At 32.0% G+C, this 14,035-nt stretch carries 12 protein-coding genes; 2 read left to right on the top strand and 10 right to left on the bottom strand.

The features are described from left to right. Positions 1 to 216: 216 nt before the first annotated feature. The 8 genes from DK861_RS16545 to gndA all read right to left on the bottom strand — a co-directional run bounded on the left by DK861_RS16545 (position 217) and on the right by gndA (position 9,404). Positions 217 to 2,760 carry a fimbria/pilus outer membrane usher protein gene (locus tag DK861_RS16545; protein WP_239452200.1) on the bottom strand — a complete coding sequence of 848 codons (2,544 nt, stop codon included), beginning with the start codon at positions 2,758 to 2,760 and terminating at the stop codon, positions 217 to 219. Positions 2,761 to 2,802: 42 nt separating this feature from the next. Continuing rightward, positions 2,803 to 3,624, bottom strand: a complete 822-nt coding sequence (locus DK861_RS16540) for a molecular chaperone (protein ID WP_162556792.1) — start codon at positions 3,622 to 3,624, stop codon at positions 2,803 to 2,805. Between the two features lie 7 nt (positions 3,625 to 3,631). Continuing rightward, entirely contained in the window at positions 3,632 to 4,363 is a 732-nt protein-coding gene (locus DK861_RS16535; protein WP_109400798.1) for a molecular chaperone, read from the bottom strand. Between the two features lie 21 nt (positions 4,364 to 4,384). Further along, positions 4,385 to 4,948, bottom strand: a complete 564-nt coding sequence (locus tag DK861_RS16530) for a fimbrial protein (protein WP_109400797.1) — start codon at positions 4,946 to 4,948, stop codon at positions 4,385 to 4,387. A 2-nt stretch (positions 4,949 to 4,950) separates the two neighbouring features. Next, positions 4,951 to 5,505, bottom strand: a complete 555-nt coding sequence (locus tag DK861_RS16525; RefSeq protein WP_109400796.1) for a hypothetical protein — start codon at positions 5,503 to 5,505, stop codon at positions 4,951 to 4,953. Further along, positions 5,480 to 6,175 carry a molecular chaperone gene (locus DK861_RS16520; RefSeq protein ID WP_161669158.1) on the bottom strand — a complete coding sequence of 232 codons (696 nt, stop codon included), beginning with the start codon at positions 6,173 to 6,175 and terminating at the stop codon, positions 5,480 to 5,482. Before DK861_RS16520 ends, DK861_RS16525 begins: the two co-directional genes overlap by 26 nt. 103 nt (positions 6,176 to 6,278) lie before the next feature. Further along, positions 6,279 to 6,860 (bottom strand): type 1 fimbrial protein, encoded by a 582-nt coding sequence (locus DK861_RS16515; protein WP_109400794.1) that lies wholly within the window; start codon positions 6,858 to 6,860, stop codon positions 6,279 to 6,281. Positions 6,861 to 7,997: 1,137 nt separating this feature from the next. After that, entirely contained in the window at positions 7,998 to 9,404 is a 1,407-nt protein-coding gene (gene gndA / locus DK861_RS16505) for an NADP-dependent phosphogluconate dehydrogenase (protein ID WP_109400793.1), read from the bottom strand. 244 nt (positions 9,405 to 9,648) lie between these two features. On the opposite strand from gndA, the gene DK861_RS16500 reads away from it, so the two are divergent. Together DK861_RS16500 and DK861_RS16495 are read left to right on the top strand one after the other, a co-directional pair. Continuing rightward, on the top strand, positions 9,649 to 11,229 hold the full coding sequence (locus tag DK861_RS16500; RefSeq protein ID WP_006537526.1) for a TerC family protein: 1,581 nt from the start codon (positions 9,649 to 9,651) through the stop codon (positions 11,227 to 11,229). Between the two features lie 74 nt (positions 11,230 to 11,303). After that, entirely contained in the window at positions 11,304 to 11,612 is a 309-nt protein-coding gene (locus tag DK861_RS16495) for a hypothetical protein (RefSeq protein WP_109400792.1), read from the top strand. 543 nt (positions 11,613 to 12,155) lie between these two features. Here DK861_RS16495 and DK861_RS16490 read toward each other — a convergent pair. Both DK861_RS16490 and DK861_RS16480 read right to left on the bottom strand, forming a co-directional pair. Continuing rightward, on the bottom strand, positions 12,156 to 13,142 hold the full coding sequence (locus tag DK861_RS16490; protein WP_109400791.1) for a DUF6708 domain-containing protein: 987 nt from the start codon (positions 13,140 to 13,142) through the stop codon (positions 12,156 to 12,158). Between the two features lie 432 nt (positions 13,143 to 13,574). Then, on the bottom strand, positions 13,575 to 14,035 hold a 461-nt coding region (locus DK861_RS16480), incomplete at its 5' end, for a hypothetical protein (protein WP_162556791.1).

Raw genomic sequence — 14,035 nt, 5'->3', positions numbered from 1 at the left:
TTACTCTTATTTTTATATTATCTGCTCTTCTTTCATTTCATACATTATTCACCCTTAATTACTTTAGTATCTATACTTAAGATTAAATCAACCAGTCAATCGAAAACTCACCACATTAGAATAGTCAATTTCATTAAGTATATTAAAGCGTTATTGTCTTCTGATACAATAAGATAGCTATTATTAATAAAATAGCCATCTTATTGTGTTATAAATTTATTCACAAATGACATTAACATTTCTAATTGGGCTATCATTTATAGTCATTTTATCTAATCCAGAGTAAACAAATTTACAAGTATTTTTATTCTTACCCCACTCAATATCTATCTGACCTGAATTAGGTAGACCACTCATATAAAGATTTTGAGAATTATCAACTAGTCCATTATTAGGTAATTCATTTAATTCATCTTTAGTATTAAGCGTCGCCACAGCCCCAAATGGAATTTTTTTAGTAGAATTACTCAAATTAAAAATAACTTGGTAGCCTACCTTTGTATTAAATGATTTGGCAAGCACAGCACCTGCTGTTGGATATACATTCATTGATGTATTAGTAAAAGTAACATCATCAGGTAATGTATTTACATCTATGGCTATAACATTTCGGTTGTATTCAGAAAGTTGAGTAACAACGGCGTTATCGAAATAATCAAAGCTTTGTCCAGTAGTTAACTCGCCTCCTTTTGCGTTTTCAGCACTCACTACAGCAATATTTGAACCTAATAATGGTGATAATGTTACTCCTTTAGAGTGTGCAACCACCCCACCACTTAAATTAGCATTAATATTTTGATTATTTCGGGAGTAACTATAACCTAGTCCCGCATTAATAATATTACCAGAATAATTAGTGTTGAGACTGCCACCATAATCTGAGTTAACATTATTATATTGTTGATAAACACCATAAGATAATTTATTGTTTAGCGCCCCACCTGTGATACCCACTTGTTGATAAGTATTATGGTTATTATCAGTGGTTAACATATAATTTGCTGACATAGAGCTAAACCTTTCAGCATTGGATAATACACTAAATGGCATACTCATGGTAAAGTTTAGTCGATGATTTTCTGGCCAATTATTATTGGCTGTTTTTAGCCGATCGATACTGTAATCTACGTTAAAATTGATATTTTTTATATTGGTATTATAACCAACACTTAATGTTGTATTTTTATTATCATTTCCCCAATAATTCGTTCTTGCTCCCCTCAAATAAATAGAGCCATAGTAGCCTAAAGACTGAGAAATAGTTGTTTGAAAACTTGAACGCTGTCTATAACCTAACCAAGGGGCTATATTATCTTTTAAATCATAACCATAACCGTTAAAGTCTGAAAAAGAGTAATAATCTGATGTTGAATATCGTAATGTTGTTAAATCAAAAGATGTTCCTGTTGATAACATACTTTTCGAATAGCGTAGGCGGTAAGATTTACCTGTATAAGTGTTATCTAGTTTCGCTCGAGATAAAGTCACATCAGTAGAAAGAGCACCAAATGAGCCTAAAGAGAAGCCAGTACCAACGACCAGAGAAGAATAATCTTTGGCGAGTAACGCACCACCATATAATGTAATATTTTTTGGTAAACCATAAACTAAAGTTCCTAATACGAAATTACTTTTCTTAGAATTTTCTCGTATTGAACCATTATATTTACCAGCAGCAAATTCATACTCAAACTGCCCTTCGCGAGTCATCAATGGTAAAGATGAATAAGGTTGTGTCGTAACCCGTTTAGAACCATCTTCTTCTTCGATAGTAATTTCTAAGTCCCCAGAGTTACCACTAGCTGGAATATCTTCAATTTTAAAATTACCAGGAGCTACAAATGCTTGATAGATAATATTACCATTTTGGCGAATAGTAACTGTCGCATTAGAATTAGCAACCCCCGAAACAACAGGCGCAAATCCACGCATGCTACTAGGTCTCATTAACACATTAGTTGCTAAAGAGATCCCTTTCATTGGAATACTATCAAATAAATTACCACTCGTACTAACTTCACCCATTTTTAAAGTTGATGCGAGATGATTGATTGCCCGCATAATATAGGTATTAGAGAATTTGGAGTAAGTATTTTTAAAATTTACATTATTTTCCGATTTTACAGAGTCTTTAGAATAACTATAAGTTGTACGTAAACGCCATGGACCAATATTTGCACCACCATTTAAATTAACATATACATTAGAACTATTTGATGTACCTGAAGACGTTTGTTTATTCCTAGAAAAGTTAGCCATATAGTTAAATAATAAGGCAGTAACCCCATCATCTAATAGCTCAGGAGGAATTTCCCCACCAAAAGAACTTTTCATATAAACTTGAGGGATTGAAATATTTAGCGTTAACTGACTAATATCTTCAGTTAATTTAGCATTAGGTATATACTGTTCTATATTATAAATAACAGTATCATCAGCTAACCCTTTTAAATCTTTTATTTTATCTACATCAACACCAAATAGTCGTAATAATTTAGGTGTTAATGTTGGTATAACTTTACCCTGATCATTCTTTTCAAACTTTATATCATAATCTCCCATAGGAGATAAATTAACATTAACGTTTAAATTATAAGTTCCTACTGAAAGTGTATTTTCCTGATAAAACTGACTTAAATCAATATCTTCTGAACCTTGCATTAATAAGTTAGGATCAAAGTAATTATCAGCTTTAGCTAGAGATGGCATAGTAAGGCATAAAATACAAATAAAATTTGTATATCCCTTTATATTATTCAATTTAAAACACTTCATAATCTTATGCCATTCCTTAAATTGTTATTAAATGTTACTCTCTAAACGATGAAGTTTTAGATCAAGCATATTTTCATCACTTAGTTGCCAATCAATATCACCAGAAACATTAGGTGGAATAACTAAATTTTTCTGACTAAATGGAGGTAAAGAAATAGGTCTTCCTTTTTCAAAATATAAAGGTGTTTCACCTACTAAAACCTTAGAAAAAGTGATATATAAAGGAGAGTTATTAGTTAATAAAATAGATGAACCCTCTCTTTTTATAACTATTTTTTTATCGGACTCTACTTTTTCTACAGAGAGTTCTTCAATACTTTTAGGCCTATAAATTAATTTAAAAAAAAATGTTGGTGTTACTACTAAAGATGCTTCTTTTTTGTCATCACCATTTTTTCTTTCTTTCTCTTCTGGAATTGCTCTTAATGCAATCCAAAATAAAGTTTCTCTGTCTTCTGGTAATTTTTGATTTTTATATTCATTACTAGAACGTTTTATTCTCCAACTAAAAGCTGAATTAGGTGCTAACTTGTATAAAGGAGGTAAGATAATAAAAGGAACTTCATTACCTAAATTATTAGGATTATTTTTTTGATCATCATTTTCAAAAACAGAAGTCTCTATTAAATAATTGATATCATTATTATTAGATAATTCTATGCTTACACCATTACTAGATTCATTATAAATATAATTTTTTAAAGAAAAACTAATCCCTGTATCGATATTGCTATTTTGCATTAAATGAATATCACTAGCTAATGTACTTTTATAAAAGAACATTAACATTAAAGTTAAAATCAACACCTTTATATTAAATATATTTTTTGGAATATTAGTTTTTTTCATAATAATGTTATCTATTGTTTTTTTCAATTAAAGATTGTGAATAAACAGATGAATACCCACCAAAATCATCAATAACCTGCCAACTAACATCTTTCACTTTTTCATTATTATCTAAAGCTATTTCCGATAGTGGTGGAACCATTACAGGGATAGGTGATGAATATAAAACTCCATTTAATTTTAATTGAGATAGTGACATAAAATATGGACTAGGATTTTTTATCACCAGTTTGTTATTAACTACTGAAAAGGATAGTTTATCAGCAAAATCACTACTACTCTTTTCAATCAATAACTCAGGGCGATAAAATAACTTTATTACAAATCTTGTAACAACAGTGATTTCTGTATTTATTTCGCTCTTGTCTTGACTATTTATTTTTTTACTTTCTGGTATTAACTGTATTGCTATAAAAAAAACAGACTCTTTATCCTTAGGTAAATGTGATAATGACTGAGGTAAAATTTTCACTGTACTTGATAGGTTAGGCTCAACTCTAACAAGTGGTGGAATAATAATAAAACTATCATCAACTTTTTGATTATTCAGTGTCAAGTTTATTTGACTTTGTGCTAAGTAAAGATTAGGCGAATTATTATAAATAACAACACTTTTACTTTTATCTGTTGCTTTAAAAATAACACGGGTCTGTTTTAAAGAAACGCCCGCAATAGTGTATAAAGAAAAACTAGAAATAAATAAATAGATTATACACTTTACTAATAATATTTTTTTCATATCTTCTACTTTATTTATCTTTTAGTTAACATAGTAACTTAATGTCACCGAAGCTGTAAATGAACCAATATCTGGTTCGCAATTTTCAGTTTTACAGCGAAGAGATGCTGTTAATTGTTTCTTTTCAGCTTCTGATTTTATATTATCCCACACAATAGAATTAGGATCAGGTGCCGCAGAATTAGAAGTATTGACTGAGAATACTCTATTATTAGCATCGTCCCTTATCTGAACCCCAATATTACCATCTGCTTTATTATTAAAAAAATTAGTTGTATCTGCTAATGTGTTTCCTTGAGAAATATATATGCTAACATTACTTAAATCTTTTGATGTACATTTTTGTAAACCTATAAAAAAAGGAATATTAATTGAATCATTTTTGATATCTATTGAAGACACAATCCCTGTATCAGGTGTTTTTGATAAAATAATATTCTCAGGTGTTTCAACATCACATGTATTTTTAAAAAATTGCACAGAGAAATTATATTTAATAGAATCTTGTGATGATGCTATTAAAGGGAATAGAAATAGAGTGAGAAATAAACTAATTACTTTCTTTTTAAATTTAATTAATTTCATATTCACTCCTGAATATATTCTAATATTACAGCAGCATTGGATATACCTGATGTAACATTTTCAGCTCTTTTCACAAAACTGACTTTATAATTTATCCCAATTAAACTATCAGAATTAGTTGTAAATATTGTTTTATTTTCTACATCTACTTTCTCGCAGTTTAAATTTTCACCATCACATACAGTTAATTTAAATCCAGTATTAGTTTTATCATTGGAGCCAAAAAAAACACCATTATCAAAATTTGTACCAGAAGCAGGTTTAGCTGTTAACGTTATATTTTTTTCACTACCTTCGGGAAAGTCTTTACATCTTATTAGATATGAAAAACTTTTAGAATCAATAGATTCCATAATGGATTTTTTTTCAACGTCACTGACAATATAATATTTGTTAAAGTCAATTGACTTATTTAAATCATTAGAACTATCAAACTCACAAGTTCCGGCTATAACAGTTGTTTTAAAATTTATTGTTCCGTTAGCAATCGTAAAATTAAAATAAAAGATAGCTATCAAAATTGTACAAGTTCTAATTAATTTTCTGAGAAAACTCATCCAGGCCTCCCAAATCATTAAATACACTCCATTTCACCATACCTTTTTGCTTAATTGTTGAAAATGTCGATGTTGAAAAAGGATAAAGAATGTTATTCTCTTTATTAAGTTTTATAGCTACTTTATTTATAGTTAGTGATGCGAGATTAATATGGTATGGTGTATTATTCTCAACGACTAACTGAGAACCATTAAATGTAAACTTTGGTTTTGAAAAAGCCATACTTGGTGACATTGATAAACCTTTTGGACGATAAAAAAGTTTAATTACATTTTCTAAACCAATATTCATACCATCTTCATTATTTTTTGATTCAGGAATATTGCGCGAATGAAAGTAATAGAGAGACTCTCTGTCTTTCTGAAAATTATTATTAGAAACAACCTGAATCTTTACTGCATTATAACTATTTGGTTGTGCTTTAAATAAATTAGGCGTAATTAAAAACAAACCTTCCATTGGTCTATTTTCGTCATATTTCTTAGTAATATAATTTGCAACTAGATATGGTTTACTACTTCTATTTTGGATATTTATAGCTGTGCTTTTACCCTCTTCCATAACAATCCTTGTTTGGCTTAAGCCAACCCCGCCTTCCTGAGCCAACACAGGCTGAACAAAAAAGAGAGTTAAAAATAAGCTAAAGAAGATGGATGAAAACTTGAACATAGTCATACCTTAATTTTTAATATAGGGAATAACTAATGAGTTAGTTTATCCCCTAATTATTTTATATAGTTAGTGCCTACTCTAAAGAGCAAAGTTTTTCTTATTAGTCGTATGCAACACTAAATGTAACAGGTACATTGATATCTTGTGCTTCCAGTGTGTCACCTTTTACTGTGGTCATTAACCCAGCAGTTACAGGTACAACGAACTCAGTTTCACCTTCTTTTGCATTCAGTACAGCCACTGATTCGTTTGGTTTTAATACAGTACCAAGCATACCTTCATAGTTTGATGTTAATTTAACACCAACCTGTGTAGCTGTAGAGCTTGAGAATAAATCATTGTGACCAGCCAGAGTATTACCTGAAGCCATTATTGTTACTGGCGTTTCTACAGCTTGACCTTCCTCACCAGCGGTTCCTGGGAATACTTTAGTACAGTTGTTAAGCACTAAGTTAAATCCTTTTTCTGCAATAGGAACAGAAATATCACCAGTAGTAATTGAACCAATAGCATGAGTACCTAAATCTACTTTCGCTGTATTTGCACTAATGTCACAAGTTGCAGTCACTAAACGCGCAGTAAAGTCTACTTTCGCATTTTCTGCCGCCATTGATTGGCTAGATACACCAGTCAAAACTAGAGCCATAGTAATTAAGCCTAATTTAGATTTTAATGCATTCATATTTATATACCTTAATTTTAAGAAGTAATGCTAGTAATAAATTAATACTAGTTAATCATCATTATATAAAACGCATTGATAAGTTTTTTATTAACAAATCAATATCTAACTACTATAATAAATAACAATAAAACTTCAATTACTCAAAAAAAGAATGCTTTGATATATTCATTAAATAATCAATCATTTATGTTATTCTTAATAATTAATTATTAAGAATTATCCTAAGAAATAATATTAATTTTATTATCATTAAATGATTTTTTTATTTATATCTAAGGTTAGATTTTAATTTGATTATCATTAAATGATTTTAATATTTATATAAATAAATATTAACAGTTAAGTTTATTATATGTTTATTTTAAGTAATAAGTCGTTAAAATTTGTTTATTTCTTTTTTAGACTAGTCCCTTAAATATTCTGGACTTCATAAATATAAAAAATAGATAAAAATGACAATCATAATTCGATATATTAACTTGAAGGAGACGATCTAGTTAACCAGCAAAATTAAGTAATAATTTTGGAGAATGTACGCAAAATGAAATTAGTTCTCTATCCACCAAAAAAAAATAAAATACAGTGCATTTCTAGGCCTTGTAATATTCAATATATTACACTGACTATTAACACCTTTAATTTATTAAAATTTATAATATACTCCCGATTATATCTCTTTTTATTTTATGATTAAAAAATTAAGAGATTCAAAATCCTGTTTTCCCAGAGCTACCAGTATTGCAAAAATATCATTGATAATAATTTATTTATAGATAATGAAACACCAACTAGAAATAAACATAACTTTGTTTTTCCATAACACTATCTAAAATAATGATGATATATCGTGTTACTTCTTGCTATGCTTCTATAAATTTACGGTAACCCAAATATTCACGTGTTTGGTGAAGAAGTTAATCCGTGCAAAAAGAAAGGCTAATGCAGATGATGACTAACACCGACATATCGGTTAAATAATAGTCAAAAATCACCTAGGATGATCCATCTAAATGATTTAGCATTTTATATAGACCAGCAAAGAGACGAGGCTATAATTGAATTTAATCGCTCAAAATAAAAAAGGTGCTGTATTATCAGCACCCCTAGATACTATAAACTCATTGTTTTAATGTTTTATTCCATCCACTCAGTGTGGAATACACCATCTTTATCAGTACGTTTATAAGTATGCGCACCAAAGTAGTCACGCTGAGCTTGGATTAAGTTTGCTGGTAACACTTCTGCACGATAGCTATCATAGTAAGAAATAGCCGCCGAGAATGTTGGTGTAGGAATACCAGCTTGTACTCCATAACAAACAACATCACGCAGAGCTTGTTGATAATCGTCTGCGATTTGTTTGAAGTATGGCGCTAATAGCAGATTTGCAATGCTTGCATTTTCGTTATAAGCATCTGTAATCTTTTGCAGGAATTGAGCACGAATAATACAACCCGCACGGAAAATCTTGGCGATTTCACCGTAATTTAAATCCCAGTTATATTCATCTGATGCTGCTTTTAGTTGTTGGAAACCTTGAGCATAAGAGACAATTTTACCTAAATACAGGGCGCGACGAACATTCTCGATAAAGGCTTTTTTATCACCTGAGAATGCTTTAGGTGCTGGGCCTGATAGTACTTTAGATGCAGCAACGCGTTGCTCTTTTAGTGAAGAGATATAGCGAGCAAACACAGACTCAGTGATAAGAGTCACTGGTACACCTAAATCTAAAGAGCTTTGGCTAGTCCATTTACCAGTACCTTTATTTGCCGCTTCATCAAGAATAACATCTACAAGGTATTTACCTTCATCATCTTTTTTACGGAAAATATCAGCTGTAATTTCAATTAGATAGCTACTTAATTCACCTTTATTCCACTCGGTAAAAGTTTCTGCTAATTCTTCGTTAGTCAGATCTAAAGAGTGTTTTAATACAGAATAGGCTTCTGCGATCAGCTGCATATCACCGTATTCGATACCGTTGTGAACCATTTTTACATAGTGACCTGCACCATCAGCACCGATATAAGTGACACAAGGTTCACCTTCAGCAACAGCCGCAATCTTTTCAAGGATTGGAGCAACTAATTCGTAAGCTTCTTTTTGTCCACCTGGCATGATTGAAGGACCTTTTAATGCACCTTCTTCACCACCAGAAACACCTGTGCCGATGAAATTGAAGCCTTGCGCTGATAACTCTCTGTTACGACGAATAGTATCTTTAAAGAAAGTATTTCCGCCATCGATAAGGATATCACCTTTATCTAAATGCGGTGTCAATGCAGCAATTGTTTTATCCGTTGCTTCACCCGCTTTTACCATTAATAAAATACGGCGCGGTTTTTCTAACGAATCAACAAACTCTTCAATAGAATAATTCGGAACCAGTTTTTTACCTGGATTTTCAGCGATAACGTCGTTGGTTTTATCGCTTGAGCGGTTGTAAATGGATACAGAATAACCACGGCTTTCAATATTTAGCGCAAGGTTACGTCCCATAACTGCCATACCAACCACGCCGATTTGCTGTTTTGACATGAAAATAACTCCCGTCTGAAAATAAACCTGCCAGTATCAATGTACTGACAATTTGTTAACCTGATCACATAGTAACTCACTCTCTCACTTGGTGGTAGTTATTGATGTAATTGGTATCACAATCTTTTAGACAAAATGAAATTATTCCCCTACTACTAATAATAATTTATTGAAAAATTCCTTCAAATTGCTCATTATTCTCAAGTCGGCATATGCCGTCTTTATAGAAGGTAAAACAAACTGTATGGAATGGATCTTGGATCCGACAATCTGGGTAGGACTGTCCACCCTAATTGTTCTCGAAATCGTACTTGGTATTGATAACCTTGTTTTCATTGCTATTCTGGCAGATAAACTCCCAGCAAAACTAAGAGATAGAGCTCGTATAACAGGGCTATTATGTGCCTTAGTAATGCGTGTCGTGTTGTTATTTAGCCTTTCTTGGCTTATCACTCTGACAAAACCTCTTATTACACTGTTTGATCATCCTTTCAGTGCAAGAGACTTAATTATGCTGCTCGGAGGGTTATTCTTGCTGTTCAAAGCCACTATGGAGCTTAATGAACGGTTAGAAGGTAAAGATCACGACGAAGGAAAACAACGCAAAACGACCCGTTTTTGGTCCGTCGTTGCACAAATTATCGTGCTGGATGCGGTATTCTCGCTTGACTCAGTGATAACCGCTGTGGGTATGGTTGATCATTTAGGTGTAATGATTGCGGCTGTTACTATTGCAATGTTTTTGATGATCCTTGCAAGTAAGCCTCTAACAAGTTTCGTCAATAATCACCCAACCATTGTTATCTTGTGTTTAAGCTTCTTGCTGATGATTGGTTTTGCATTAGTTGCCGAAGGCTTTGGCTACGCCATTCCAAAAGGTTATCTATATGCAGCGATCGGCTTCTCTATCATGATAGAAGTCTTTAATCAGCTTGCACAATTTAACCGCCGCCGTTTCTTATCTGCTTCTCGCTCTTTACGTGAACGTACAGCAGAAGCGGTTCTACGTATTATTAATGGTAAGCCCGAATCTTCTGAATTAGATCCTCACACATCTGATTTAGTCTCCAGCTCAGAAGAAGTGTTTGATCCTCAAGAACGCCAAATGATTGTGCGTGTGCTTGGTTTAAGCCAACGTAACGTCAACAGCATTATGACGTCTCGTCATGATGTTGAATACGTAGACTTAAATGCAACACAAGATGATATCCGCCAATTATTAGAGAAGGATCCCCACTCTCGTCTTGTGATCACTGATGAACAACATAGTGATGAACCTATCGGCGTGGTTAATGTTATTCAACTACTGAATCAACAGTTACGTAATGAGCCTCTAAATTTACGTTTATTAGTCACTCAACCTTTGATTTTCCCTGAAGGTTTATCCTTGCTGCAAGCGTTAGAACAGTTCCGTAGTGCTCACACTCACTTCGCTTTTGTTGTAGATGAATTTGGCTCAGTGGAAGGTATTGTCACATTAACTGACGTTATGGAAACTATCGCGGGTAACTTACCGGTCAGTTCTGAAGAAAACGATTCACGCCACGACTTGGTTCAAAATGAAGACGGTTCATGGACTGTTAATGGCTTTACACCACTTGAAGACTTAGTGCTTTATATTCCAATCAAATTGGATGAAAAACGTGAGTATGAAACCTTAGCAGGTTTATTAATGGAGCATTTACAACGTGTTCCAACTGTTGGTGAGAAGATCCTTATTGATGGCATTGAATTTGAGCCGTTAGAAGTGAACCACCATCGAATTAATAAAGTCCGAATTGTTGAACCCACACCAGAAAACGAAGAGAACGTTGACGAAGCGTAATCCCCGTCAAATAGCAAAATATCCGCTTTAAAGGCGGATATTTTTTATCTAAAGATAATGCGCTGGAAAATAATATGCATACCAATGTCAGCGTTAAAATAGTCTGGTTAACCTCTGTTGAAGGAGGAAGGCTATCGCCACCTCCTTTAGCTGGTTTTTATTATCCAACTACTCAACTACCTTATGAGCCAAATAGCTGGAGTCTTGCCATTGAAATTACTCACACAAAACAAGAGTCCGAACATTGGATAAGTGAGGGTAATATGCAATTTTTAGTTGAACATGCCCCTCATCATTTATTAGAAAAATTAGAAAAATTAGAAAAATTTGAAATTTATGAAGGCGCTAAAAAAGTCGCAGATGCTTTTATTCAATTTAAGTGATCAAGTGCTTCACAGCTTTCTTAAAAACAAAAATCGGACTTTGATACGAGTTTAAGTTATTAAAAATGAATAATTATCGAATTAATAAAATGCTTTCCAGAAATCTTTAGGGTTAGTTTTTTCATTTAAGATATAAGGATCATTAGGATCTATTTTACACTGTTCTTCTATTTACTCTGACCAAATAGGTCGGCAACTGGTTAAAATTGCAATATAACGCGGGATACTGATAATAAAGATAAGTGGTAACATTAATAACATCATGACCTTAAATAGTCCTTTAAATAAAGTACCTATATAAAAAAGGTAAAACCATAACTCTCTTTTTTATTGGCTATCGGCTTTGATCGAGTCTACCTACTATTTCTTCATTATTTAATGAGCGATTAAGCTTCAACTCAAAGATAAAAAAATCATTAATCCCAGAAAAGAAGCAATAACAATGTGCTTATTTATATTCAATTTAGGTGGAATAGGAAGAGTTTCTGGTAAAATAGAATCCGGTCGTATCATCGCTTATTTCCAAAAACAAGTTTTTTAAATTTATCGTTTCCAACGACGCCCAGTCACAGCAATACCGTATTTATAACGCCAAAAAAGCAAATAACGCCAACGCCATTTCATATCCACACTGTGACAATCAAAATTATAAGGGTCATACTCACTAATATGGCAAAGGGCTTCAACTTCGGGTGTCCATTGGGGAATTTTACTGGTTTGAAAAGTCAACCAACGAGCCGCTGCATGTGCGATATTTACAGGAAGCATAATGATTGAGCCAATAAACCCACAGCGCATAGTTAACATCCAAAGCCCTATTCCAAACGGCTCTTTACGTTCATTAATGGGTAAAAACCAACAAGAGATATCCGCCACTTCTTTAACACCGTTTTTATCTTCCATATAACGGCGTATCAACTCCCAGAAGCGTAGCACATATATTTTTTTCGGCGCATACATACTCACCGTAAAGGTATCAATCACCGTAATACCATCTTCAGCTAAAAGATGTCCACACAGATACCACATATTAGGTGTCAATCCATCTGGCTTTTCCCTTCGCATAGCAAAATAGATATCTTTCCAAGGTACCGTTTGTACTTCTCCATTAATTCTAAATAGATGAACAAGTTGTTTTTTACGATTAAAACGAATGGGATAGTGGGTATAAATAAAACATTCAAATTTAAGAAAAAAAGGTGTCATTATTAGTAAAGAAAGTGATAGTGTAACTCCAAACCATTCATAGATTGAAGATAGAAAAAGCATATCAACTAAAAAATAGAATTCTAATACAAAGAAAAATAATACCACTAATGAAACAAAACCACGATCTTTATAATGCGCATCCGTCACTTCTAAAAAAGTAGAATTTAATTTGATTATGGATAAATCGTTCATTAAATCTTTTTGCTTAATTTCATCACGTCGATAACCTTGAACAAGACGGTTATATAAATCATCATTATCTAAATAACGATTTACTCTAAAATCGAACATGATTTCTTTCACTTTATTTTTCTTTTTCATCTAGTTCTCCTCATTACCATGATTCCAAAGATTAGCAAAAGCTTTTAATTCCTCTTTTTCGTAAATAAAATAGCCTTCATTATTTTTACCAAAGTAATTTATTTTGTTTATCCATAACATTAATTCATTAGGTTTATAATTTTCGATATAAAAAGCAACACCGATATAAACTAGTGATATAAAAATACCAATAATAGGAATTTTATTAAAAAAATGATGATTCAATCTCTTTTAGATATTGAATATCAACAGTAAGTTATTTAGTATAAAATAGAGGACAATGTTTTATTTTTATCACTACGAGGTGCACAACCTTGAATAATAATGATAGAAAGTAAGAGAAAATATTTATAAACGCTCCATCTCTTCTTTTGCTTTATATTTAAAGTAAATAGGTTCAAATAACCTCCTGAATTGTGATTGGATTTATATTTAATTAATGCTCTTTAATTTATTATAATTTGGTCTTGAAGCGTTGATTTTTTCTATAGTACCATCTGAGTAATAAATAATATTAGCACTTCCTAGCTCTTTAGGCATGTCAATCTTCGTGATATTATCTTTATGATAGATAGGGGTAAATAATATATTTTTTTCATCATTGGTTGATATATATTGAGACCTATCCCAACTATTAAACAGGATTATTTTTTTTCTATTTTCTATTTTATTATTAATAAAGACTGGATAGTAATTAAGTTCTATTTCTTCATTTTTTATTAAATTCCTTATCAGTTCTGGCGGGCGAAATTTATGATCATTAAAGATTAAAATAAGTCTATGTGATGGTATTGTTTCAAAATCACTATCAATATTCAGTGTTTTTTTGTAAATGATTGACATCCAAACTTCACTCAATTGCCATCGGCATGAGCCTCCTCCATTAAGGGCAA

It is taken from the genome of Proteus sp. TJ1640 (assembly GCF_003144445.1).
GTDB lineage: Bacteria > Pseudomonadota > Gammaproteobacteria > Enterobacterales > Enterobacteriaceae > Proteus > Proteus penneri.
This window is presented reverse-complemented; position numbering and strand designations above follow the sequence as displayed.

Coding starts and splice junctions, on each gene's coding strand:
- DK861_RS16540 (WP_162556792.1), bottom strand. CDS start 3,624: ATGAAAAAAACTAATATTCCAAAAAATATATTTAATATAAAGGTGTTG.
- DK861_RS16535 (WP_109400798.1), bottom strand. CDS start 4,363: ATGAAAAAAATATTATTAGTAAAGTGTATAATCTATTTATTTATTTCT.
- DK861_RS16530 (WP_109400797.1), bottom strand. CDS start 4,948: ATGAAATTAATTAAATTTAAAAAGAAAGTAATTAGTTTATTTCTCACT.
- DK861_RS16525 (WP_109400796.1), bottom strand. CDS start 5,505: ATGAGTTTTCTCAGAAAATTAATTAGAACTTGTACAATTTTGATAGCT.
- DK861_RS16520 (WP_161669158.1), bottom strand. CDS start 6,175: ATGTTCAAGTTTTCATCCATCTTCTTTAGCTTATTTTTAACTCTCTTT.
- DK861_RS16515 (WP_109400794.1), bottom strand. CDS start 6,860: ATGAATGCATTAAAATCTAAATTAGGCTTAATTACTATGGCTCTAGTT.
- gndA (WP_109400793.1), bottom strand. CDS start 9,404: ATGTCAAAACAGCAAATCGGCGTGGTTGGTATGGCAGTTATGGGACGT.
- DK861_RS16500 (WP_006537526.1), top strand. CDS start 9,649: ATGGAATGGATCTTGGATCCGACAATCTGGGTAGGACTGTCCACCCTA.
- DK861_RS16495 (WP_109400792.1), top strand. CDS start 11,304: ATGCATACCAATGTCAGCGTTAAAATAGTCTGGTTAACCTCTGTTGAA.
- DK861_RS16490 (WP_109400791.1), bottom strand. CDS start 13,142: ATGAAAAAGAAAAATAAAGTGAAAGAAATCATGTTCGATTTTAGAGTA.